Origin of the sequence: Paenibacillus sp. TCA20 (genome assembly GCF_000732325.1) — a bacterium.
GTDB classification, from domain to species: Bacteria; Bacillota; Bacilli; order Paenibacillales; family Paenibacillaceae; genus Paenibacillus; species Paenibacillus urinalis.
Map to the genome: position 1 here is coordinate 105,116 of NZ_BBIW01000001.1, position 23,320 is coordinate 128,435.

Annotated in this window: 24 protein-coding genes; 1 reads left to right on the forward strand and 23 read right to left on the reverse strand. The window is 46.5% G+C overall.

The window, feature by feature from the left end:
• Positions 1-99: 99 nt before the first annotated feature.
• The 12 genes from TCA2_RS00430 to TCA2_RS00485 all read right to left on the reverse strand — a co-directional run bounded on the left by TCA2_RS00430 (position 100) and on the right by TCA2_RS00485 (position 10,797).
• Entirely contained in the window at positions 100-1,011 is a 912-nt protein-coding gene (locus TCA2_RS00430; protein WP_047909595.1) for an NAD(P)/FAD-dependent oxidoreductase, read from the reverse strand.
• 120 nt (positions 1,012-1,131) lie between these two features.
• Positions 1,132-2,745, reverse strand: a complete 1,614-nt coding sequence (locus TCA2_RS00435) for an S-layer homology domain-containing protein (protein ID WP_052511629.1) — start codon at positions 2,743-2,745, stop codon at positions 1,132-1,134.
• A 205-nt stretch (positions 2,746-2,950) separates the two neighbouring features.
• Positions 2,951-3,553 (reverse strand): nitroreductase family protein, encoded by a 603-nt coding sequence (locus TCA2_RS00440; protein WP_047909596.1) that lies wholly within the window; start codon positions 3,551-3,553, stop codon positions 2,951-2,953.
• A gap of 175 nt (positions 3,554-3,728) precedes the next feature.
• The gene (locus TCA2_RS00445) at positions 3,729-3,956 is read right to left on the reverse strand and encodes a hypothetical protein (protein ID WP_047909597.1); all 228 of its coding nucleotides are present in this window, start codon (positions 3,954-3,956) and stop codon (positions 3,729-3,731) included.
• Positions 3,957-4,111: 155 nt separating this feature from the next.
• Complete coding sequence (locus tag TCA2_RS00450; RefSeq protein ID WP_052511632.1) at positions 4,112-4,858, reverse strand: acyl-[acyl-carrier-protein] thioesterase; 747 nt, start codon at positions 4,856-4,858, stop codon at positions 4,112-4,114.
• A gap of 94 nt (positions 4,859-4,952) precedes the next feature.
• The gene (locus tag TCA2_RS26015) at positions 4,953-5,423 is read right to left on the reverse strand and encodes a DUF6376 family protein (protein ID WP_052511635.1); all 471 of its coding nucleotides are present in this window, start codon (positions 5,421-5,423) and stop codon (positions 4,953-4,955) included.
• Positions 5,424-5,492: 69 nt separating this feature from the next.
• Positions 5,493-6,347, reverse strand: coding sequence for an AraC family transcriptional regulator (locus TCA2_RS00460; RefSeq protein WP_238546252.1), 855 nt, complete (start codon positions 6,345-6,347; stop codon positions 5,493-5,495).
• 104 nt (positions 6,348-6,451) lie between these two features.
• Positions 6,452-7,543, reverse strand: a complete 1,092-nt coding sequence (locus tag TCA2_RS00465; protein WP_047909598.1) for a Gfo/Idh/MocA family protein — start codon at positions 7,541-7,543, stop codon at positions 6,452-6,454.
• 40 nt (positions 7,544-7,583) lie between these two features.
• Complete coding sequence (locus TCA2_RS00470; RefSeq protein WP_047909599.1) at positions 7,584-8,756, reverse strand: Gfo/Idh/MocA family protein; 1,173 nt, start codon at positions 8,754-8,756, stop codon at positions 7,584-7,586.
• Positions 8,753-9,634 (reverse strand): sugar phosphate isomerase/epimerase, encoded by an 882-nt coding sequence (locus TCA2_RS00475; RefSeq protein ID WP_047909600.1) that lies wholly within the window; start codon positions 9,632-9,634, stop codon positions 8,753-8,755. Before TCA2_RS00475 ends, TCA2_RS00470 begins: the two co-directional genes overlap by 4 nt.
• Positions 9,635-9,889: 255 nt before the next feature.
• A complete protein-coding gene (locus tag TCA2_RS00480; protein WP_370510302.1) occupies positions 9,890-10,387 on the reverse strand; it encodes a metallophosphoesterase in 498 nt (165 codons plus the stop codon).
• A gap of 32 nt (positions 10,388-10,419) precedes the next feature.
• Positions 10,420-10,797, reverse strand: a complete 378-nt coding sequence (locus tag TCA2_RS00485; protein WP_047909601.1) for a DivIVA domain-containing protein — start codon at positions 10,795-10,797, stop codon at positions 10,420-10,422.
• Between the two features lie 226 nt (positions 10,798-11,023).
• Between TCA2_RS00485 and TCA2_RS00490 the strand changes: the two genes are divergently transcribed.
• On the forward strand, positions 11,024-11,605 hold the full coding sequence (locus TCA2_RS00490) for a TraR/DksA C4-type zinc finger protein (RefSeq protein ID WP_047909602.1): 582 nt from the start codon (positions 11,024-11,026) through the stop codon (positions 11,603-11,605).
• Positions 11,606-11,682: 77 nt separating this feature from the next.
• Here TCA2_RS00490 and TCA2_RS00495 read toward each other — a convergent pair whose 3' ends face one another.
• From TCA2_RS00495 to TCA2_RS00545, 11 genes are all read right to left on the reverse strand, one after another.
• Positions 11,683-12,249: a transcriptional regulator gene (locus TCA2_RS00495; protein WP_047909603.1), complete on the reverse strand. Its 567-nt coding sequence runs from the start codon at positions 12,247-12,249 to the stop codon at positions 11,683-11,685.
• Between the two features lie 171 nt (positions 12,250-12,420).
• A complete protein-coding gene (locus TCA2_RS00500; RefSeq protein WP_047909604.1) occupies positions 12,421-13,425 on the reverse strand; it encodes a Gfo/Idh/MocA family protein in 1,005 nt (334 codons plus the stop codon).
• Between the two features lie 45 nt (positions 13,426-13,470).
• A complete protein-coding gene (locus TCA2_RS00505; RefSeq protein ID WP_047909605.1) occupies positions 13,471-13,833 on the reverse strand; it encodes a helix-turn-helix transcriptional regulator in 363 nt (120 codons plus the stop codon).
• 471 nt (positions 13,834-14,304) lie between these two features.
• The gene (locus TCA2_RS00510; protein WP_047909606.1) at positions 14,305-14,910 is read right to left on the reverse strand and encodes a general stress protein; all 606 of its coding nucleotides are present in this window, start codon (positions 14,908-14,910) and stop codon (positions 14,305-14,307) included.
• A gap of 86 nt (positions 14,911-14,996) precedes the next feature.
• Positions 14,997-17,504 carry an ATP-dependent helicase HrpB gene (hrpB, locus tag TCA2_RS00515; protein ID WP_047909607.1) on the reverse strand — a complete coding sequence of 836 codons (2,508 nt, stop codon included), beginning with the start codon at positions 17,502-17,504 and terminating at the stop codon, positions 14,997-14,999.
• Between the two features lie 50 nt (positions 17,505-17,554).
• Positions 17,555-17,932, reverse strand: coding sequence for a DnaJ family domain-containing protein (locus TCA2_RS00520; protein WP_047909608.1), 378 nt, complete (start codon positions 17,930-17,932; stop codon positions 17,555-17,557).
• Positions 17,933-18,092: 160 nt separating this feature from the next.
• Positions 18,093-18,896 (reverse strand): SDR family NAD(P)-dependent oxidoreductase, encoded by an 804-nt coding sequence (locus TCA2_RS00525; RefSeq protein WP_047909609.1) that lies wholly within the window; start codon positions 18,894-18,896, stop codon positions 18,093-18,095.
• A 145-nt stretch (positions 18,897-19,041) separates the two neighbouring features.
• Positions 19,042-19,881, reverse strand: coding sequence for a hypothetical protein (locus TCA2_RS00530; protein ID WP_052511637.1), 840 nt, complete (start codon positions 19,879-19,881; stop codon positions 19,042-19,044).
• Positions 19,882-19,895: 14 nt separating this feature from the next.
• Positions 19,896-20,648, reverse strand: coding sequence for a vWA domain-containing protein (locus tag TCA2_RS00535; protein ID WP_047909610.1), 753 nt, complete (start codon positions 20,646-20,648; stop codon positions 19,896-19,898).
• Between the two features lie 21 nt (positions 20,649-20,669).
• On the reverse strand, positions 20,670-22,796 hold the full coding sequence (locus TCA2_RS00540) for a membrane protein (RefSeq protein WP_047909611.1): 2,127 nt from the start codon (positions 22,794-22,796) through the stop codon (positions 20,670-20,672).
• A 96-nt stretch (positions 22,797-22,892) separates the two neighbouring features.
• Positions 22,893-23,168, reverse strand: a complete 276-nt coding sequence (locus TCA2_RS00545; protein WP_047909612.1) for a WXG100 family type VII secretion target — start codon at positions 23,166-23,168, stop codon at positions 22,893-22,895.
• Positions 23,169-23,320: the final 152 nt, after the last annotated feature.

Below are 23,320 nucleotides of genomic sequence, written 5' to 3' on the forward strand. Positions count from 1 at the left end.
TATTCTCCTCCAGTTATACAGATATTTTGAACGCTTGCACACTTCCTATTAACCTTACCGTCTAGAATGAAACAATATAGAATCGATTTCGTTTTGACTTTAGCTGCTTCGCATCTGATGCAAGGCTTTATTAATCCAAATCGCTGAGAGGAGGCCATCTCCCATCGCCACAGCAGCTTGCTCGGAATGCAGTCCGATGTCACCCGCAATCCATAGGTTTGGAACAGATGACATTCGCGAACGCCCGTCCGCCTCAACATGCTTGTTATCCTCTATCTGAGCACCGAGCTGCCCCGCCAATGCCGAATGAACCTTGTTGCCTCCAAAAGCGATAAACCCTCGTTCAGCTTCGACAACCGCACCACTTGCCAGTTTAACAGCTGTTATCATGCCCTTATCATCACTCTCTACTTCAGTAATCGCTTCCTCAATATATTGAACACCCTTTCGGCTCAATTTATCTCTCAATTCTGAGGTGACTTCAGCTTGATCATGATTAATGTAGATCATCTCGGAGGCCCGTTTAGCCAAGATGTTCGCCATACCGGCGCCAGTAACACCAGAGCCCATAATAACAGTGCGCTTGTTCTCAATCTCGTATCCATCACAATCAGGACATATATACACTGACATTCCCAGCGCATCTCGGAGGCCTGGGATATTCGGGTACCGATCTGTAATACCTGTAGCGAGCAGAAGTGTTCTTGCTTGATACAACTGATCATGATCTCCGCTCAGTTTGAAGAGCTCATCTTCCTTTTTGGCAGAAGTAATGCGATCTGTACAAAATTCAATGCCCGTCGCTTCAGCATGCGCTCTCCCTCGTCTGCGGATCTCCTCTCCCGATATACCCTCTGGAAACCCCAGTATATTATGATAATTACGGCATATGGTCGAACGACCTTCCCCCGCATCAATAACAAGCACCTTGTGTATAGAATACCTTCCCAGCTGTATGGCTGCCTGCAGCCCGGCAATACCTCCGCCGACAATTATGCAATCATATATCATCCTATCCCTGCCTTCTTCTATATATCTTCTCTCTTTTATCCTTAAACAATATGTATCTTTTTAAACGAAGAGCCAGAAATGATGAAAAAAGGACCATGCTAAGCATGATCCTCTTAAGAGTTATAACCCAAATGAATATGAGGCATATTGTCTGGCATTATTCATCGCTGTCCATACATCGCTAGTTTCAGAGCCCATGTACCAAAATGCATAACCAGCAACATCATAGGCTTCAAATAGAGTCGTCTTGGCTGACAATGAACGGCTGTCTTCCGCCCATATCCCGCGAGATTTCCCTTGTGAAGTATAGGTTAAAGTGTATTGCGCAATCTCAGAATCCCATTTCATAGCAGTTGAATAATTGCGATAGATTTCTCCCTGCGTCTTCAGTGAAATATCATATGAACCAAGCTGAGGAGATGACAAGGACCAATTCCGAGTATAGGTTGGCAGAGCTGCGATAATCTTGTCCTTGGGCACATTCTGCTGTAATTTCTGTACCGCATTTTCCAGCCATGGGAGCGAAGCAACCGAGCCTGCCGCAGTTGAGCCGTTCCAATGCTCCTCATATCCCATTAACACGACATAGTCGGCCAGCTCGCCAAGTGCCTTGTAATCAAATGCAGCCGTCCAGCTTGTACCTAGATCAGGTGATACATCAATAGATAGGGTCACACCTATGCTGCTGAGCTTGGAATTCAGCGAAGCCATGAACAATATCAGATACTCGCGATCCTCTGGCGACACATTTTCAAAATCAATATTCAAGCCGGCTAACCCGTACTTCTGCGCATAATCCATCAATTTCGTGACGGCAGCTTCCCTCATAGCTGCATTCGATAATACACGGTGTGTCAGCTCTGCATTCGCCCGGTTACCTACCATCCCCCATATATTCAGCTTGTTTCTCTCGGCAAAGGTTAATAGTCTCTGATCCGTATGATCCTGCACAACTTCTGTCGCATCGAGAAAATACCAGCGCGGAGAGAGCGTATTGATACCCGCTTCCAGCACCTGCTTCTCGTATTCAGCAGTTGTAGAATCGTATTGCCAGCCAAGGAGAATCGGATCCGCTTCCCTGTTATTAAGCTCAGATCGAATTCTTGGTGATTGCAGTATACGGTCCAGCAGAACCGCTGCTTCTGCACGGGTTAACGAATCATTCGGTCTGAACACTCCGCTGTCTCCCTGCATGAATCCGAGCTGAGTTACTTGACTTATGTAGCCCCATGCCCACTTAGAAGTATGTTTATGATCTGTGTAAGGCAGCTCTGATGATGCTTCGATCGGATCAGGAGCGGTCTTCAGCATACGAACCATAAGTGCTGCAGCTTCCTGTCGAGTAACATTTGATTTGGGTGCAAAATAGCTCTCAGATCTTCCCTGAACAATCCCCAGGTTGACAAGTGCACTAATGTCACCGTAATACCAGTCTGTCTCTTTCAGGTCTTTGAAGGGAGACAGATCGTTCATCGTTGGATTAACCTTGAGAGCTGCGCTCATCATTTTAGCAAGCTCTGCTCTTGTAACCTTCTTTCCGGGCTCAAACGTCGTCAAGGTAGTTCCGCGAACAATGCCTTGATTGTACAACCTGCCGATTGCTTCTTTGGCATAACTGTTCGCAATGTCTCTAAAAGGGAGCTCCGAAGAAGATGCATCTGCATGATGCGGAACGATATAAACTGACAATAATGAAACAATAATGCCAAGGATCATGCTTTTTTTTACAATCATGCTCCATTTATTCCTTTGTAATCTCAAAACTAGCGCCTCACTTGCCTTACAGGATAAATCTATCCTATCAAAGTGCTGTGAGCGGTGTATGTACTTAAATATTGGATATGTTTCTATATTTATCACATCGTCTTTAACGGAACGACAAAAAAAGAGTATCACTTCATTAGAAGCAATACTCTGTCTGTATTCGTTATTTCAGCACTTATTTTAACACTTTAAGACGGGTATCCAGTGGTGCAAAATCTTTGTCTCCCGGATCTGCCGCAGGCGCTCCAAAAGGCATCTGTGCAATCAGCTTCCATGTTGCAGGAACATCGAATACTTCCTTCACTTCGTCGTCAATCAGCGGATTGTAGTGCTGGAGGGATGCTCCAAGTCCTTCTTGCTTCAGCGCTGTCCATACGACCAATTGCAGCATGCCGCTAGATTGGTTGGCCCAGACGGGGAAGTTGTCCGCATAAAGAGCAAACTGCTTCTGCAGGTTCTCAATCACTTCCTGATCCTCGAAGAACAGCACGGTTCCATATCCTGCACGGAAGCTCGCCATTTTGTCTGCAGTCGATTTAAATTTCTCCTCGTCATTTACCGTTTTGCGAAGTGTTTCTTCCGTAATATTCCAGAGCTTATCATGCTTCTCACCCAGTAATACGACAACGCGGGCCGATTGGGAGTTAAAAGAAGACGGAGTATACTTGACTGCTTCACCAATGATCTCCTCAATTCTTGCATCCGAAACATGGGATTCTTTAGAAATCGCGTAATATGATCTTCTTTCCTTGAGAGCTTCCATAAATTCTTTAGCCATTAGAAAAAAACCTCCTGGTATATTTTGTAGGTCGACAACACTAAAGATAGTATACTCGCTTACATTAGTCAAGTAGATCTATAAAAGTTTGAGTAAATGTCGTCCATATCTAACCGTCTTTTATTATTTATGATCCGCGTTGATTTCATTCACGAGCTTTGAAGTTATTCTTCAATTAATCCCGATAATCGGCACGGTATTTTTCTTCTGTTGAAGAATTTTGCTTGGTCGCCTCTTTATCCTTCTCTTCTTGCTTCTCCATATTCAGATCCTGAACCGGAATGGGGTCTACATGCAGTTCTTCTTCATATTGATCGAACAAGCTTTCCTTCTCTGTCGGGTATTGCTCGGGATGATCCATCTGAGTGCGATCTTTTTTATCATGATTCTTCATATCAGCCATTGTTCATTTACCTCCTTGTTCTGGAACGATATTTATCATTACCATGCTCAACCGATGACTAAACATGCACAAGAGAACCATCGATTGACACTAGACAGACATAAAAAAACACCGTCAACTTCGATTCATCGAAATTAACAGTGCTATTTCACCATCTATTGGGGCAGCTTATGCTCATAAACCATCTGAGCTTCAAAGATGCTGAAGCCTTCGGAGTTCATTCCACGAAACCAGATGCTTGATCCATCTCCATCCGAGCGTTGAAGAATGAATGTCTCGTTCAATCTTACCTCTCGATGATAAGTAATTCTAAATCTTCTCCATACGAGGTGTTCTAGTTCCTCAGCTGTCAGAGCATCATAACAGAGGTCTGCATATCTTGCATTGTTCAAATGTCCATTGCTATCTGTTGTACTATACCCGGCTTTGAACTCATAAGCGGTCTTAAGCTCAATTTCTTCGGGAATAGACACTTTATCCGGAATATCGCTGGAGGTCTGACTGGTTACCGTCGGAATGTCATAAGGCAATGCGGACGGACGCAATATCTTGCGCTTGTGAATATCAACCAAGGTCCAGGTTGACCTTGCATAACCCGTTGCTCCCTCAGAGCCCTCGAATCGATAATCTCTTAGCCACACAACACCTTTGTACCCTCTGGACCATGTCGATATCGTCCATTCTTCCTCAAGCACCGGAATCTGATCACAATCGATCTCGATCGTCATGAGCATCCAGCCGTAATGATTCTTCAGCATCTCGCTTATCGTAATTCCTAACTCCTGCAAATGTCGGTCAGCTGCATCCTGAAGCCGTTCAAGAATGGACGAGAGCTTAATGCGCGAATGCAGATCGGACTGGCTGGAGCTCACAATAAAGGTTTCTTTAGCTATCTCTGTCACGTTTACACTTCCTTTGCCTGCGATCTACTCCTCCTGCCCTTCATTTTAGTAGATAAGACCAGGCAAGGCAAACCGAGCAATTACAGCAAAGTTGTTAGCCGCCTAATTCATTCAGCTGCTGGCTCAAATTATTAATGTTCGTTATCAGATCCGGAATACCGGTCTGCTCCCAGTTCTCCAGTGTGAAGCCCTGCTCCTGTATTCGCTGACTGAACTGATCCACCATGCCGGTGAGCTGCTCATTATATTCTACAAGTCTGGCGTGGATGGATTCTCCGATAGCAGGAGGTGTAAGCTGAGCAAACTCGCTGGCTTCTGTCCGGATTTGTTCCAACTGTTCCTGAAACTGAGCTGCTGCATCAGGGTTGTTGACAGCCTCCTGAGCCAGGTTTTGAAGCTCCGAGCCCGCCGTTGATACTTGATTGATATATTCTGTAGCCTCATTTACATAGTTAAGAGATTGATTCACACTCTCTACGGCAGAACAAGCGGATAACATCACAGCCGAAGCAAGCATCGTCGCCATCATTACAGCCTGCTGTTTTCTCTTCCTCTGTCTTCTCATATAGCTGGTCTCCCTTCAAAAAAAAAGCGTTCACATAAACGTTTATACGAACTGCCTTTTGTTCAGGTTTCATATAAGATGATGGGTGCGAAAAACCTCCGGTGTGCAGCCCACCGTCTGTTTAAACATGCGGCTGAAATGCGAAACCCGCTTGAAGCCCGATTTCTTGCTTGCTTCCGTGACGGACATATCCGGATGGAAACGAAACAACAGCTTGGCTTGATTGATTCGTCGCATGTATAAATATTTGAATATCGTTGTACCTGTCATCTCTTTGAAGAGTGCTGCCATATAAGGCTTGGATAGATGCAGCTCTCTGGCGATCTCATCCAGGCCAATCTCGTTCATATAATTTGTCTCCAAATAAGTAATGATGCCCTGGATATGTTCTTCTTTATCCGTACGTGTTCTTTGCTCCAGCAGCTTATTGTCGGTGAACTGCTGTGCCATGATCAAGAAGTCACACAGCTTCAAAACGAAGCGATCACTCATCTGCTCCCGCCCCTTCATCTCATAGAGCTGGTTCAGCTGAGCTAGACTCGTCTCCGTTTCCTGCTGCTGCTCAGCTGTAAGATGAAATACATGATTCTTCAGTTTCTCGAATGGTGCGAGCAGGGCATGCGCGCGTTCAGCGACAAGATACTCCTCCAGCATTGTTGGATAGAAATGCAAGGTCGTTCTTACATAAGGAACGCTTGGATCGGGGTGTGGTCTGTGCAAGGTCATGCCATGCATTAAGATTAAATCACCAGGGACAAGAGTATAGATCTTGTCGCCAATAACATAAGTGCATTTGCCTTCGTGGAAATAGTACAGCTCATAAAAAGGATGGGAATGAAACCCGTCATCCTGACCGTGCTTCACCGAATGGTTATTCCGGTAATTAAAGGCGAGCGGATCAATCATGTTGAACGTATTTGCCACAATTGAAGTCACTCCTTCACTCCTTTGCATCGTTCGTTGCTCATGCAAAGAATCTCATCGTGACTTCATTGTATCATGCAATGGGCTGCTGACGACAACATGGATTACCGTGCGGTTTGAAACGTTCCCGCCGCGGCCAATTCCTGAGCAGTAAGACACAGCTCCGCTGCTTTAAAAGCATGCGCCTGGGACATGGCATCCTCTGTTCTATTCATACAGTCCTTAATCAATTGACTGAAAAAAGGATAGCCTACTTTACCTTTTACGTTAAACCGGTATTCTCCTTCATGATTGACCAAATATACTTGATCACCTATTGATTCCCGGGCAATGTCCGTATATTTACGCAGTTCAATGTAACCGTCCGTCCCCAGTATAATCGTACGCCCATCTCCCCATGTAGACAGGCCGTTCGGTGTAAACCAGTCCACCCGGAAATATCCTGATGCACCGTTATCACCCACGAGCGCAGCTTCTCCGAAATCTTCCAGCTCCGGATACTCTGGATGCGCCATATTAACTGCACGACTATACTTCACTTCCGCATTTTTGCAGGATGCAAAATATAGAAATTGTTCAATTTGATGGCTGCCAATATCGCAAATAATACCACCGTATTTAGCTTTCTCAAAGAACCATTCCGGCCGGCTGCCGGCATTTAATCGATGCGGCCCTGTACCCATGACTTGAAGTACCTTGCCAATCGCCCCTTGAGATATCAGCTGACCTGCATAAACAGCGCTCTCAACATGAAGGCGTTCACTGTAGTAGACCATATACTTTTGGCCTGTTTCCTTCACCTTCTGACGAGCAGCCTCTAGCTGCCCGAGGGAAGTAAAAGGAGCTTTATCCGTAAAATAATCCTTGCCTGCGTCCATGACGGCAAGACCCAGCGACCCTCGTTCCGAAGGAACAGCCGCTCCAGCCACGAGACGAACCTCAGCATCATTTAAGATTTCATCTAGTGATCTGGCTGCCTTGGCTTCAGGGAAACGTTCCTGAAAAGCCCTTACTTTATCGGGGTCAGGATCGTATACCCATTTTAGAGTAGCTCCTGCGCGTACGAGTTCACCACACATCCCATAGATATGCCCATGATCCAGAGCTGCTGCAGCGATGACAAATTCTCCGGGTCCTGCAACAACTTCATTCACTGCACTCTCAGGCGCATAGAACATTCCATCTCGATTACTCATTGTCAGCACCTCTTTCCAGCATATTCTTTACAACTACTATCTATTGAAAGGTACCACTTAGATCAGCGGGTGTTTGAGTATCTCTCACGGGTGTCGTATTCATCTTGGAATTCCGAATACGTTCCTGAAGATGCTCGTTAAACAGCTCCTCATCCATCGGCAGCTCGACCCAATGATCAGTCCAAGTGGATAAATACATCGCATTCGATAAAGTTAGTCCATGAATTCCTTCTTCCCCTGGAGCAATAAGCGGTGAGCCATGCAAAATGGCATCTACGAAGTTCTGCATAATACCAGGGTGTCCTGTCTCTCTGCCCTCAATGGGAATATCAATCTTCCAGCATTCTGGCTGTCCAAATCCGCCGGTATAGCGCTGATTAAACTCACTTTCGGGTTCACGCAGCCGCCAAAAGGTCATCTTCCCATCCTCAACAACGATTTTTCCGCGATCACCCGTTACTTCAAATCGATTCGTTCCCGGAGTTTCTCCTGTCGTTGTAATAAAGACACCCGTGGCTCCATTCTCATATTCCACGTATGCAGTCACATCATCCTCGACTTCAATGCTGCGATATTTGCCAAACGCACAGAAAGCACGTACCCGCTTCGGCATCAGCCCTACTGTCCACTGCCATAGATCCAGCTGATGCGGAGACTGATTCAGCAGTACGCCTCCGCCTTCACCCGCCCAAGTCGCACGCCAGCTGCCAGAATCATAATAGCTCTGAGAGCGGTACCAGCTTGTAATAATCCAGTTGGTCCGCCGAATCTCACCAAGTTCCCCGGAAGCAATCAAATCCTTTAATTTGATGTACAGTGGATTGGTTCGCTGATTGTACATGATCGAGAACACCTTTCCGCTCTGACTGGCGGCTTCGTTCATCTCTCTCACTTGACTTGTAAATACTCCAGCCGGTTTTTCAATAAGAACATGAAGTCCGTGATTAAATGCCAGTATGGCAAGCTCCGAATGCTGATAATGAGGTGTAGCAATAAGGACTGCATCAACTTCCCCTGAGAGCATCATCGCCTTCGGATCCTGGAAATAGGGAACAGCCCCTTGCAGGTTATCTGCTGCCCACGCTTTGGTGCTCTCTCTCATGTCACTGATTGCCGTAAGCACTGCTCCTTTAATCTTGCCTTGATCCAGCGTTTTGGCATGAGCAGAGCCCATATTACCAATGCCTATTATTCCTACTCTTACTACAGTCATCCTGCTGCACCTCCGATATGTAACTGATTGTTCAGCGAATGCATACTTTGCGTGAAGTTCTTGAGCATTTCTGCAGAGGAATAGCTCTGACTAAAGTCTTCAATTCCCAGATAACCCATATATCCAACGGCAGCAAGATCCTCTAGAACGGTGCTCCAACGTACGACTCCGTTAAGTAATGGTGACCATTTGGCTTGATAATAAGTTTCTAACTCGCTGTCTTGCTGCGCAAGCGGAACCCAGCTGGCGTTCTTTACATGAACATGGGCTAGATAAGGTCCAAGCAGCTCTAGGCCCATCCGGTAGTTTTCATAGCCTTCATGCACCATATTCCCTGGATCATACAATACACCGATATGTTGCGGGTCGAACGAGGAAACAAGCCGAAGGGCAAGTCCCGCACTCGGCGCAATGGTGCCATGATGGGTTTCGACCAACGCCTTTACCCCATATTGACGAGACATTTCCTGAACCTCACTTAAGTAAGCAATTGCCTCTTTGTAGAGCTCGTTATAATTCGCTGAGCGATGATATCCGGGAACACCGACCCGCATCATCGATGCGTCCAGCTTATGCGCGGATTGGAAGGCTTGCTCTGTAGCAGGCAAATCTCCAGAAGTAAGATAAGGAACAAGGGCGATCGATTTAAGCCCATATTGCTCAGTGAGTGCAGCTGCCTTCGCGATCTCCTCCTCCGCATTCTCAGGATCAATAGAAGCGAGATTTCTTCTCCAGAAAGAAGGCTCTTCCTGGCTTGCGTCCTTCGGGACCCCTTTATACCGCCACTCTATGCCTTGAATCCCGGCATCCGACGCAGCTTTAAGCATTTGTTCAGGCAATAGATCCGGGGTGGCCACCGTAAATAAAGATAGCAACATTCCTTATCACTCCTTTTTAAAATAAAGCGTATTCACAAGTTCATCCTATCATCGTATTTCAATGACAGATACGGCTATTCCACAAGAGATGAACCACAGATAACAAAACAGGCGAGGAAGACACTCAGAGGTAAATCATCTGCAAACGCAAAAAAAAACCTGCTGATTCGTTACTCGTACGATCAACAGGTGTTTATCACCATTCGGTATAAAATTAGACTTCATTATCGTAACCCACGATATGCTGAAACGGATTTATTTACTGTCATAATAAACATGCTGAATATCGATCTCCTGATCAACCTTGATCACACCATGCGAATACTGCGGCTGTCTTCTCTTATCCGTAGGTGATCCCGGATTAAATAAGATGATTCCATCCACTTCTTTAAGTACAGGGATGTGCGAGTGTCCAAAGATGATACAATCCACTTGCTCAGCCTTGAAGGCTTGAAGTGCATTGTCTTCTGTGCTTCCTCTTCCCATGTGTCCGTGTACGATACCAAAGCGCTTGCCCCCGGCTTCGACAACCGTTTGCTCTGGTAATATGCCTCGTATAATGGCAAGATCGGTATTTCCATATACTGCGTGCAGCTTCCCCATCGATTGAAGTTCCTCGTAAAGTGAAATATCCGTCCAGTCACCTGCATGAAATATGTAATCCGCATCCTGAAGATCCTGAAGCAGAGGTGCAGGCAGCTGCTTGGACATTCGAGGCATATGGGTATCAGACAATACGGTGATTTTGATCATAAGACGTAACCTCCTTGGTATTCCCTATTCGGTTATTCCATGTATGGGTCTTTATCCGGACGGGCCTTGGCTTTCAGCTGCCGAACACTGTACTCCAGCTGTTTAATTACATCTTCAATCTGTTTACGATCGATCAGGTTCGGATCCGCTTGAGGTTTAGGCACATTTTTCAGATTCCGAATCATGTACTGCTGTTCCTGCCATTTGTCCATCAAATCTGATATATGCGCATAAAAACGCTCATAATCTTTGATGATGACATCGAGAAATTCATCCACTTCATCCGGATCGTAACCCCGAAGCTTGTAGTTGAATTGTTTCTCATGAATGGATAGTGCATCCATCTGAATGCCGAGCTGTTTAAAGAGCTGCTTCTGCTTATCCAGCCGGCGTTTCATATGTTCATCCATATCTAACTAACCTCCATTAATCGATTTCCCTTATTTTTTTATATCATAAACTGACCCCTGATGAAAACGAATCAGCATAAACTTTCCCTTACATTAACCAATAACTAACTCATTATCCAGCGTCTTCCCTGTTATTTCCGAAATATATGCTTTTCCATCGAGAATGGTTGTGATGTTCTTCGATAGGGTAATAACATACAAGAATGAGACAAAGGAGCTGCTAGACATGAATACAATTGAACTTACAAATGAAGAACTAAAAACATTAAAAAACCGTTTGTTGGAAGAAAAAGAAAACATTCAGGCTCATTTTCAAATAAATCAAGACGGAATCAATTCAGAAGACAACTCTCTGCTTGACGCTACGGGAGAATTATCCTCCGCAGATAATCACCCTGCTGATATCGGGACCGAGACCTATGAACGAGCCAGAGACCAGGCAATTGATGAACAGCAGTCTGAGAAGCTGGAACAAATCGAACAAGCCCTTGGCAAGATGCAAGAGAAGAGCTATGGGCTGTGCGAGGAATGCGGCAAACCGATTCCATACGAGAGACTTGAAATTATCCCCTACACTTCATACTGTATTGAGCATGCTGAACAAGAGCAACAAGGCGATCTCAACGAATATCGTCCTGTAGAGGAGCAAGTGATGACTAAACCGCCAAGAGGGGCTGGTGAGATCAGCCAACGGAATGCTGGTAAATTTGATGATGCAGAAGCCTGGGAAGCTGTGAAAAAATATGGAACAGCAGATTCTCCTGCCACGTCCACGAAACGGGATGTAGAGGATTATGAGGAGCTATAAATCTATATATGGGGCCGCTCAGCGGCCCTTTTGTTATGAATGTATGATTATGAAAGCATAGCTATGAAAGGATGAGATCATGATTTCATAGTTTTCATTTGTTCTACCACCGTTGCAAACACTTCGTAAGTATTCATGCCTTTCTCTCTGCGCTTCATGAAATAGGGTTCGCACAGCTTCACAATCTGGGCATACAGCTCTTTGGCTTCTTCCTCGGTCGCATAGATGGAACGGTTCAACAAATGCGCGGAGGAAGGATCTCCTGCATCCAGGCGCTGAACAAAGCTCTGCTTGTTCTGTTCAAACAAAGCCGTTATATGGGATGCATTCTCGGAAGCGACAACTTGTCTCATCGGCTCATCTTCCTTCGTCCCCCGGCTGACAATGATCTCACCGGGAAACACCTCATAGTATTTTGCTATGATCCCATTGATTTCTCTTGTCTCCACGAGCGTGAGCAGACCTACCTTTTCCAGCTTCTTGACATGATAATAAACTTTTGCCGGCAGTTCACCCAGCTCGTCTGCTACTTCTTTTACCGTGGCTGGTTTACCCAATCTATGAAATACGTTTAATATTTGAAGTCGGTAAGGATCGGAGTACGTTTTGACTTCCTCCATCGTAGTTAGCACTTTATTATTCATTTAAGATCCCACCTTTAATAAGTGTTGCATTCTATTATATGGTGATGTTCCGAGCAGGTCAAAATTCCAAAAAAATAACGCCTCTATGGATCGTTTGATCGTTTGCTACCAAACAGAGACGTTATTTTTCTATGCTATTGTCATCTTCAGTCATTAGGATCATAGGATCATTCACAGCAGCGCAATACGTTCCCGTCTCTGTGCAGACTGAATGCAGGCTTCCACCACCCGAATATTCAGAAGTGCATCCTCTGGTGTGAAGGGGAGCGGTGTTCCATCCAAGATCGCATCAGCAAATGCATCCGCTTGAAGCACAAAGGAGTTAGATACTGAGATTCGCTCTTCTCTCGACACATCATCGGTATGTATGATGATTTGCGGAGGAATATCGCTGTTCTCCCATCCAAACACCTTTGGAAGCTCGATTCTGCCCTCTGTTCCCAGTATTTCAAGCTCTGCTCTGGAGCAAGCCCACATCCCGCAATCAAAAGTAAGCGCAACCTTCTCCGGAAATTCCACAAGTCCTGAAGCCATCATATCTACATTGTCATGATCTGAAGAGAATAAGGCATGAACGGTGACCGCTTCTGGTTCTTGTCCGAGATACATTCTTGCCGCTGAGATCGGATATACACCGACATCATACAAGGAGCCGCCGCCCATTTCCTTCTTGAAACGCACATTTTCAGTATCGTAGCAGTTGTTGTAAGTGAAATTGGCATGAATCGCTCTTACCTGTCCGATTTCGCCGCTCTCAATAATTTCTTTGACCCTTGCATGCTTGGGATGATATCTATACATAAATGCTTCTGCAAAGACGACCTGCTCCTGATTACAGATTTCGATCATCTGACTTACCTGCTCCTCATTCAGTGCCGCTGGTTTCTCACACAACACATGCTTGCCGGCTCTCGCAGCTTTGATCGTCCACTCCATATGCATATGGTTCGGGACAGAGATGTAGACAGCATCGATCTCCTCATCCGCAAGCAGAGCATCATAGCTTCCGTAGGCTTTGGAAATATCCAGTTCGGCAGCAACCTCTGCTGCTCTGCTCTCATTGCGGCTGGCAATGGCTACAACCTCACCCCGGTTGGAGTTCTGTATGGCAGGAATAACCGCTGTTCTGGCTATCTTTGCAGTACTCATAACTCCCCATCGGATTTTTTCGCTCATCAATGATCTCTCCTTCCCTGCTTACTGATGTGATTTATTCAAATGTTATTTATAATTATCCTGTTCTGCCTTCCTCAGCATACCTAAACAACGGTCCAGATCTGTCTTGACTTGCTTCTTATATAATCTCGCCTTCTCTTCTCCGTCGTCGGTAAAATGATATAGAACGATTTCCTGAAAATCGATTCTCGGATCATTTCCTTTCAGTCGCTTCGTACGATAAAAAACTCCTTCTTGCACAAGCTCATGCAGCGCACGGTATACTTCACTCTGAGGCGGGACATATCCAAATCCTTTAAATTCTTCCTTCATGGCCTCAAGCATTTCATAACCATATCCTCTATGCTGCTCTACCATCGTGATCAAGTAGAGTTTAATGAACGCCCGCTGGGATATCATAAAAGCCATGCAAGTGTCCTCCCCTCATTTATTTCAAATAACCAACTTTCTCTCATTATAAACGTCTTTTTTCATCTTGACATCCTTCTATTTTTTCATATATCCATTTTAAGACAGAATATATGACATAAGTACGTAATAAATCACCTAAGTTAAATCTAAAGAAACCAAGTTCAGTTGAAATGTTCCATTAATTCGAATTTTTCATATGTTGAATTATTTATCTCAATGAGATCTTATCATTGCTTTATTCGGTCTGAGATTTATCTCCGAATTTGAGTACATCTGGTTGATTCAATCAGCTCGAATTTTAATTTATGCTTAGTTATTATGAATTTTTCAGGTGTTGATTATAGGGTTACAGGGAGGTGCGAGATCTCGAAGACAATCCAAGCACAAAAAAACCGCTTTGATCCCAAAGCGGTTTCCAAGTAAATCAGATGATACATGCCATCCGTTTTTATGGGTGAAGCGGTAACTTTAGCGCGTTGTTCTATCAATTCTTGTTCCCATCGCTTCCTGCTCCACCCGATCCTCTGGCACTCTGTCTGGACCCGGCATATTGTCTGTACGCTCATTATATCGATCATCGTAACGATCCGCATTTAACGAACGGTTGTCTCTGAATACGCCATATACATCCGTATCCGCGTATTTTTGATCAACTAGCACAAGAATTTTACCTTCATCAATATTTTTCTCGTATTCTTTTGCTTCATCTTCAGGAATACCAAGTCCAACTAAACCACCGACCAGTCCGCCTGCTCCGGCACCGACGGCTGCTCCTGTTAACGTCGCAGCAATAGGGCCTGCCGCTAGAATCGGACCAATCCCTGGAATGGCAAGTGCACCGATTCCTGCAAACAGTCCAGCCAGTCCGCCGAGAACGCCGCCCGTAGCAGCACCGGCTGCAATTCCTTCAGGCGCTTTTGTTCCTGTCTCGCTCTCAATCGCTCTCTGATCTTCCTTACTTCTCGTAATTACCGAAATTTCTTCATTTGTGTAGCCTTTACTTATCAACTGTTCTATCGCACGAGATGCAGCCTCATCTGTCTCGAACACACCAACTACTTTTTGCTTCGCCATTGTTCATTCCTCCTTGAGTTAAGTACTTGTTTCTTACTTACCCTTCTCTCGGAGAGCTAAACAGACCTAATATTGACAGCATGCTCCTATTTGGGCCTGACTCTGCTGGTAGGCACTGCTTCCAGCGGATTATCCGGCCAGTAGTGCTTCGGATAGCGGCCCTTCAGATCCTTTTTCACTTCAAAATACCCTTCACGCCAAAAGCTTTCCAGATCTTTCGTCACTTGAACCGGACGCTGTGCCGGAGACAACAGATGAACCGTTAAGGGAATCCTTCCGTTACCAATAGCCGGTGTACGCTCGAGACCAAACATCTCCTGGAGTCTTATCGCAATGTAAGGGGCTCCCTGCCCACTATATTCAATCTTCACGCGTGACCCGCTGGGTGCAGTGAAATGAGTCGGCGCTTCTCGATCCAGCAGCTGCCGTTCCTCCCAGGTCAGACTGTCCGTGAGGACAGAAGCGATAGATACCTTCTGAAGCTGGCCCGCTGTCCTTATTCCGCTCAGATAAGGAGCCATCCGTTCAGCCATATAATCAACGAGCTCCGTTTCATTCGTAAGCTCCGGCCACTCCGGATATGCACGATGCATGAATTTGATCCTTTCAATAAGCTGAAGCTCCACTTTACTTAAGGTCAGCAGACGAAGTCCCTCTGCCTTTATTCCCTCAAGCAGAGCGGATATAACGCTCTCCTCAGGAGGGTCTGGATAAGCCATCTCCTTCAATATAAGGGCATCCAGACGCTGCAGCTTTTTGGCTCGTACACTTTGCGTTCTGTAATCCCATTTCACCTCGTGCTCAAGCTGGATCCATTCAGGCTTATATGTCATGAGTTCAGTAATAGACAGTGGAGCTGCAAGCCGAATCAATCCGTCTGCCCCTTGATCATCAGCTTCAGCTACGACGATGTAAGCTCCTTCGTTTCCCGTGAAGCCTCCTGCTCCGGGGAAACGTGTCCCGCGGCCGCTGGACAGCAAGTAGCGGCCGTCCTCTCGTCTTTGCCCAATCCGATCCGGATAGGCAAAGGCAAGCAGCAAGCCGCAGCTGTATTCGCCCAGCCCCCGCCCATCATCCGGCTTCTGCCGGTGATCTGGGAGGGAGGCCAGCAGCTGCCGGCTCTCCTGCAAGATGCGATGCTTCGCCGCATCTTGCGCCCCTGGTGCCCGCATTAGCGCCAGCTGCGGGCGAACGTCCCATCCCGCGGCACCTGCCATGCGGGATGAGCCCTCTGCAAGCAGCGCAGCGAGCAGGCTGGCCTCCTCGGCCAGCCCAAGCTCTGCCGCTTGCAGCAGCATGCTGCCGAGCCGCGGGTGGGTTCCCATACCCGCGATCTCACGACCTCGGCTCGTCATCGTGCCGAGGTCATTCAGACAGCCAAGCCTGCGCAGCAGCTGCTTGGCTTCATCGTAAGATGCTGGCGGCGGTGCATCCAGCCAGCTTAGCTCGCCTGGGTCAGTCACGCCCCAGGCCGAGAGCTCCAGCGTCAGCTGAGTCATATCCGCTGACAGTATTTCCGGCCGAGATGACTCCGGCCGGGCGTCCTGCTCCAGCTGGCTCCACAGACGATAGCATACTCCCGGCTTTACTCGTCCTGCACGTCCTTTACGCTGATCGCTCGATGCTTTGGATATGGGCCGTGTGACGAGTCTATTCATTCCTGTACGGGATGAATACAAGGACTCTTTGCGCAGTCCGCTGTCCACAACAACGGTAATCCCTTCAATGGTAAGACTGGATTCAGCTATTGTCGTAGCCAGGACCACTTTGCGTTTCCCCGGCGGAGCTGGCCGGATGGCAGCATCCTGTTCTCCGGCCGTCATTGAACCATACAGAGGACAGATATGTATAGAGCTCCCCAGGTTCATCTGCTGCAGCAAACGCTCCGTCTTGTGAATCTCTCGTGCCCCCGGCAAAAAGGCCAGGATATCCCCATCGTGCTTGGCCAGGCTCTGCTGAATGATCCGAGCCATATGAATCGCAAGCTCCGTGTTCATGGGCACAGGCACGTAGCTTGTCTCCACCGGGAAGGTTCGGCCTTCACAGGTAATCACTGGAGCACCGCCGAGTAGTCCTGATACAGGTTCAGCCTCCAGAGTTGCACTCATGACAAGAATCCGCAGATCATCTCGAAGGAGCAGTTTGCTCTCCAGCGCCAGCGCCAGCGACAGATCTCCATGTATATTACGTTCATGAAATTCATCGAAGATCAGCAGAGCTGTATCCTCCAGCCCTTGATCCTGCTGAAGCATCCGGGTCAGTACACCTTCTGTTACAACTTCAATCCGTGTATGGCGGCTTACCTTCGTATCATGGCGAACACGATACCCCACCGTTTGACCCACAGGTTCATCTAATGCCTTCGCCATTCTAATTGCTGCATTTCTGGCAGCAAGCCGCCGGGGCTCAAGCATAATCATTTTCTTATTGCTGAGCCAAGGTTCTTTATATAATTCCAGAGGGACGACCGTAGTTTTGCCTGCGCCTGGCTCAGCAATGAGTACAGCAGACGTATGATCAGTTAGTGTCCGCTTCAATTCAGGTATGATCTGAACGATAGGTAATGGATGTTCTTGACGATGCTCCTTATGCATTTACATTCAACTCTCCAATGATATTCATCTCTAAATAATGCAGATATCAATTATTCATCCACCAGCTTACTCCGAATTTTCTCTTCATAAGCTTGGAGGGAGGGGTTATGACTTATCCCCCTTTTTTCGAACATGATTCTGAGCTTGATTTGTTTCTCGGTCAGCTTCTCGATCATTTGCTCCTTATCCTCGGCAGCCTGACATGATTGAATCATCTGTTCAAGGCTGACACATTCCTGCTGCAGTTCAAGCTCTGGCGGAAGATATCCTGAATTCTTCAGTATCTTATAGGAAGCGCGAAGGTCTTCAGGAATATGAGACAGATCTTCGATTACAAGCGGCTTACCTGCTCCTGGCAAATGATCCAATTCTCCTCTTTCAATCGCCTCAGCAATCTTCTGCTCAGCGATCCGTGAAAATATACTCACCCGTTATACCTCCCTCAGATCAAAACCTATAATGAAGTGACGGCTCACTAATGCATACTAGCTATCTTGTTCGCGTACATTCGTGTCTAATAAAAATAACGAAAAAAACCGCTTCCTGCAAGGGAAACGGTCGTCTACTCCATACCTATCTTTATCATGATCAGCTTAACAGGGACTCAGCTCCATCAATGACAATCTGTGCTCCTGTAATATGCTTGGATTCATCCGATGCCAGAAATGCGACCAAGTCCGCAACCTCCTCCGGCTTACCTGGTCCATGAGCCAGCGGCTGACGTCCATCCGGAAACTCCATCTTAATAGACACTTCATTCAGTTCTTCTGACTTTTCTGTACTCTGATCAATGTTTGTCGAGATGGCTCCTGGGCAAATGACGTTCACTCTAATATTAAATTTGGCCAGCTCCAGTGCCGCCATTTTGGCGAAGGCTACCTGACCCGCTTTGGAAGTACTATATGCACTCATCCCTATATTCGAGAACGTGTAATTACCATTGATCGAGCTCGTAATAATAATGCTTCCTCCATCATCCTTCTTCATATGGGGAACAGCATACTTTACAGTAAAAAATGTACCGCCGAGATTCGTCGTTATGGTGTTCTGCCAATCCTCTACATCAATATCCTCAATGGGCGCAACCACACCGTTAATTCCTGCATTGGCAAATATAATATCGATGCCGCCAAGCTCACTTACCGTCTTCTCTATCGCATCGGCAACACGTGCTGCATCGGAAATATCAACATCATAGGCACGAACCTTTCCCATGCCCATTGCTTGAATCTCTTGTTCTGCTTCATGGGTACGTTTATCTATTAGATCCAATAAAGCGACATTCGCACCTTCCTGTGCCAGCTTGATGGCAACTGCCTTCCCGATTCCGGAACCGGCTCCTGTTACTAATGCGGTTTTCCCTTGAAAACGCAAACGTTGATTTGAAGACATTCTTCTTGGTCACTCCTTAGGCGATGGTATGTACAAGCACATGAGGCTCATACATAAGGATGCCCAGTACAAGAGAGTTTTAATATTTCAATTGAATGAATCAATTTCATAATACCTTTAGCTGCTTCAATCAAGATCTCATCCATTACGAGGTAAAGCTGATCTCAATAAATGCAGCATCATCCTCAAGACCACCCGTATGATGCGCATCAAGAAGCACTTGAATCTGCTCGTCCGGCAGATGCAATCCGATAGGGTCGAGCTCACCCATACCATCCGTATATAACCTCAGGACAATTTGCTCACTTGATTTGAAGCTTTTCTCATAGACATGCGGAGTTCCACCAATCGGTCCTTGTAGTGTTGACCAACGCTCCGATGTTGCCCTCGTTACTTCAAAGGATTGTTCAAGCTCTGTTCCGTTTTGAAACAAACGTATTCTCGAATCACCCTGCCAGGCAAGCTGAAGAGTGCTGCCTTTTTTTCCAGAGCCAAGCTGAATCCTACCGCAAATATACATAGACTGACTGCCATGCTTCTTCTTCGTCTCCAGCACTTCTCGCAGCATGATTGGAACCTTCTCGTGGTGAACAGCCTGGTATGTACTCAGCTCTCTGGAAGCAGGAATCGTAATATTCGTCAAATACTGCTGCAGACGGGAAACTGACCACTCCTTCGTCTCCAGCATCCATCCATGCAGTGCTTTCCCTAAATATCTTGCAGCAAAATCACCATAATAACTCATAGAGACTCCGTCGCAGAGAACAAATGTACAGACATCGCCTTCCACATGAATGGCAGCAAAGTCTTGACCATTATCCCCATAGGTTGCCGATTCTGCTGCCAGCCCGTAACCATAACGACATGTTAGCCGTCCTTTATAGGAGGTTAGGGGATGATCTGCTTGCTGTGAACTGACAAAGTGAAAATTCTCTTCCGGATGTGCTTTTTCATGACCAGGCATAGACATTCGCAAAGATTTCACTTTCTAACTCCCCCTTACCTGACAGGTGTTGCCGCTGACATTTGAAATCCGATGGACACAAGCTCTGCGCAAGTCCCAGGGAGCATCATTAATGAACCAGGGGCAAGCAGATAGTCCGCCTCGATAAGCATTTCCCTATAGCTCTCCGGAAGAGGCGATGACATCTTCTTCAATTTTTCTCCATGCTCATCTTTCAGTTCTGTATCCTGTGAAATACCGGTCCATCTTCTCGGTTCTGGTATCGGCGCACTCAGCAAATGATCCGAGATAAAAATATTCTCGATCAGCACATTCCCGTCAGGAACACTCATATTCATAATTCGTCTGGCAATCGGCTCCGGGTCCTCTCCCGTCGCTACTCCGTCCGTCATATGACATATCAATGGGGCAGGACAATCCTGCATAAAGGGAAGCTCCGCCTGCAGGATTTTCTCTGCCTGAAGAAATGCTTTGGCCGAATCCGAGAATCGCATCGGTGTTAAATCCGGAATTGAACCAATCGCTGCAATTTCGTCTATTCCCTTAACGCCACCGAGCAGATCATACACATCGTCACTGTACGCAAGAATTGCAATTCGATACCTTGGTGTCAATCTGCTCCCTTTGGTAGAACGGAACACCATTTGACGTATGGCAAGTGACAATGCTTCGTACACGATGTCCATCCTTCTGCGATTTTCCATCATCATATTCATGGATGCACTAATGTCAATCAAATAAATGATGAGGGCCGGCGTTCTCTGAGATGCTTGTATCGTATAGTTCATGACCGTTCATTCACCCCTAGTTTAAATATCAGGCAATTTATAGCTTCTATTTCTAATAAATTTATAGATATGTGACTTACGCTGTCCCACTTTCCCTACTCCAGCAAAATACTCAGCATCCTGGTTGTACAGATCCATAAAGTTATTTGCGTGTTCTCTCGCAGGTTCAATCTTGCGTCCTTGCTGTGCATTATAGGCAAGATTGTAATAGGCGATGAGCTGCTTGACGTTCTGAGCACGCTTCTGCTTGAGTGCCGCCTTCTCCTTCGCCGCTTTTTCTGCCGCTGCTTTTTGTGCTGCTTTTTCTGCAGCTGCTGCAGCTGCGGCCTTAGCTTGAGCCTGTTTGGTCGCTTCTGCCTTCGCGGCAGCCTCTTTCGCAGCTGCTGTATCCGCTTCAGCCTGGCGGGCTTTCTTCTCTTCAAGCTGGGCTAGATAAGCCTCATATTTGGCCTGCTTATCATACTTCGCCTGGAGCGCAGCCTTTTCCTTCGCCTTTTGCTTCGCTTCTACCTGAGCTAGATATGCCTCATACTTCGCCTGCTTCTCATATTTGGCCTGCAGTACAGCACGCTCTTTCTCTGCAGCTATACGGGCTTTCTCTTCCTCAGCTTGCTTCAAAGCGAGCTCAGCCTCTTGTTTTTTCTTATTTTCTTCAGCAAGCTTTGCCGCTTCCTCTGCTTTCTTGGCCTGCTCCTGCTTCTCAAGCTCTGCCTGACGCTGAGCCTCGAGCTGCTTCGTCTCCGCCTGTTCAGCCAGTGTATGCATTCCAGGAATTGCAATGATGCCGATTAAAAGTACTGCTGCACCAGCCATAACCGCTTTACGGCTTCGGAGTTTAGAGAAGCGTGAACTCTTCTTGGGCTCCTCCGTCCCTGTAGACAGAGCATCTTCAATCTGGTGAATCGCTGCTGCAATCTCAACATACAGAGCCGTTCCAGACTTCTCCAATCGCAGTGCTGTTTTATATAAGTCGAGAGCAGCATCCAGCTCTCCCTTGCTTTCTTTAACAGATGCATCCTGAAGCAATCGGTCCAGCTGCTCCTTGTCGGTCCTTGAATTTGCTGAATTAATGAGGGGTGGTTCGTCTGCAGGAGATAACTCGGCGCCGCTCCCATCCTCAGGCATTATGGTTGCGGCTGCAGCACCTATAGAGCTCGTATCTTCAATACCAGCGGATTGAACTTCATTACTGCTGTTTTGTACGGGTACTGCATTCAGGTCAATTGTAGATATGGCTACCAGCCATTCACCAAATGTAGGGCAGCTGCTTAAATCTTGGCTATGCCATGCTCTGCCGAACAGCTCTGCTACTTTGGGTCCAAATCTGGAGTCAAGTGATTGCTGGAGCCTGCGATACCGCTCACAGCTCGTTTGAAGCTCTCTTTGATCGAAGTAGCTCTCTCCATAAGTTCGGTTGACAATTTCCGGGTCACTGAAACCTAGCATTTCTGCTAAGATTACCGCTCCTGCAAACCTGTCAGCATAGCTGCTCCACAAGCCGCTATTCACGATCCGGTGAGCTGCATAGCCGGCTGAACCCGCGAGAAGTGCATCCGGCCGATCCATTTTTGGACTATACAACTGCTCTACGTCGACTAATTCAACTGCAGCAGCTCCTTCAGGCCGTTCTACTTCGGAAAAAAACGGAACCAAGACATTCGGTGCCGAGAGATCACAGTGTGCGATACCTCTCTGCTCCATCGCCGAACCTATACTTGCAAGCGACGAAGCTAGAATAACGCTCTCTTCTGTCGTCAGCTGCTTCTTATCACAGATGATATCAAACCAGCTGATGCCATCGACCCAAGGCATGAGCACTGAATAGAGCAGATCTCCATGCTCACTTATTAATCTTCCGTTTCTTTCAGGAGTGAGCACGTCTCGTTTACATACCTGCAGGCCTGATATTTCACTGTATTTCTCCATCTGCTCCGATTGGTATACCATAGCCGGAACACGGAATTTAGGAAAGAATACCTTCAGGGCTTTTGCCTCATATTCGTGTCCATTCTGCGGCACTAGTTTATACACCGTGCCCTGCCTTCCTGTTTGTGCGTATGCAATTCCTGGAGCTGCCGGATGTTGTCCTACCACATATTTCTCACCATGAATAAGGATCTCATCACCGGGTTTAGGTTGAAAAGACATGAACATCCCTCTCTTTTAACGTTGTGATGCAAGAAAACCGGAAGTTCGTGAAAACTCCCGGTTTCCTTAAGTAATATTAAGTACAGATAATTGCTATTAACGAGATTGGTCAACCTGACGGAATTTCGCAGCGATTGCTGTCAGTTCCTGGCTGATGCTATTCAAAGTTTGAACAAAGCTTTGCATTTGCTTGCTAGCCTCTTGGAATTCTTGGAAGAAACGTTGTTTCGTCATACCTTCCCATTGTCCTTCCATTCCATTGATGGATTGAGTCAAGCTGGAAACGATCTGTTGACTTTGTTCACCACTTTGTTTGAATTGGTTTGCTACTTGGTCTACCTGTTCTGGGGATATTAAAATACGTCCTGACATAGTAGGGCCTTCCTCCTTTTTCATCTGCAAATATTTAGGTAAAACACATGAAAATTGTACCAAACGACACAGGATGTGTCTAAAGTCATTGGTCCTATTTGTAATTCACCTAAAAATAAGCCTATGAAACTGCATTTAACATCAAGTTGACA

Coding starts and splice junctions, on each gene's coding strand:
- TCA2_RS00485 (WP_047909601.1), bottom strand. CDS start 10,797: ATGGATGAACATATGAAACGCCGGCTGGATAAGCAGAAGCAGCTCTTT.
- TCA2_RS00535 (WP_047909610.1), bottom strand. CDS start 20,648: ATGAACTATACGATACAAGCATCTCAGAGAACGCCGGCCCTCATCATT.
- TCA2_RS00435 (WP_052511629.1), bottom strand. CDS start 2,745: ATGATTGTAAAAAAAAGCATGATCCTTGGCATTATTGTTTCATTATTG.
- TCA2_RS00490 (WP_047909602.1), top strand. CDS start 11,024: ATGAATACAATTGAACTTACAAATGAAGAACTAAAAACATTAAAAAAC.
- TCA2_RS00540 (WP_047909611.1), bottom strand. CDS start 22,796: ATGTCTTTTCAACCTAAACCCGGTGATGAGATCCTTATTCATGGTGAG.
- TCA2_RS00500 (WP_047909604.1), bottom strand. CDS start 13,425: ATGAGCGAAAAAATCCGATGGGGAGTTATGAGTACTGCAAAGATAGCC.
- TCA2_RS00475 (WP_047909600.1), bottom strand. CDS start 9,634: ATGTTGCTATCTTTATTTACGGTGGCCACCCCGGATCTATTGCCTGAA.
- TCA2_RS00445 (WP_047909597.1), bottom strand. CDS start 3,956: ATGGCTGATATGAAGAATCATGATAAAAAAGATCGCACTCAGATGGAT.
- TCA2_RS00480 (WP_370510302.1), bottom strand. CDS start 10,387: ATGATCAAAATCACCGTATTGTCTGATACCCATATGCCTCGAATGTCC.
- TCA2_RS00505 (WP_047909605.1), bottom strand. CDS start 13,833: ATGGCTTTTATGATATCCCAGCGGGCGTTCATTAAACTCTACTTGATC.
- TCA2_RS00465 (WP_047909598.1), bottom strand. CDS start 7,543: ATGAGTAATCGAGATGGAATGTTCTATGCGCCTGAGAGTGCAGTGAAT.
- TCA2_RS00430 (WP_047909595.1), bottom strand. CDS start 1,011: ATGATATATGATTGCATAATTGTCGGCGGAGGTATTGCCGGGCTGCAG.
- TCA2_RS26015 (WP_052511635.1), bottom strand. CDS start 5,423: ATGAGAAGACAGAGGAAGAGAAAACAGCAGGCTGTAATGATGGCGACG.
- TCA2_RS00525 (WP_047909609.1), bottom strand. CDS start 18,896: ATGTCTTCAAATCAACGTTTGCGTTTTCAAGGGAAAACCGCATTAGTA.
- TCA2_RS00545 (WP_047909612.1), bottom strand. CDS start 23,168: ATGTCAGGACGTATTTTAATATCCCCAGAACAGGTAGACCAAGTAGCA.
- TCA2_RS00495 (WP_047909603.1), bottom strand. CDS start 12,249: ATGAATAATAAAGTGCTAACTACGATGGAGGAAGTCAAAACGTACTCC.
- hrpB (WP_047909607.1), bottom strand. CDS start 17,504: ATGCATAAGGAGCATCGTCAAGAACATCCATTACCTATCGTTCAGATC.
- TCA2_RS00440 (WP_047909596.1), bottom strand. CDS start 3,553: ATGGCTAAAGAATTTATGGAAGCTCTCAAGGAAAGAAGATCATATTAC.
- TCA2_RS00510 (WP_047909606.1), bottom strand. CDS start 14,910: ATGGCGAAGCAAAAAGTAGTTGGTGTGTTCGAGACAGATGAGGCTGCA.
- TCA2_RS00470 (WP_047909599.1), bottom strand. CDS start 8,756: ATGACTGTAGTAAGAGTAGGAATAATAGGCATTGGTAATATGGGCTCT.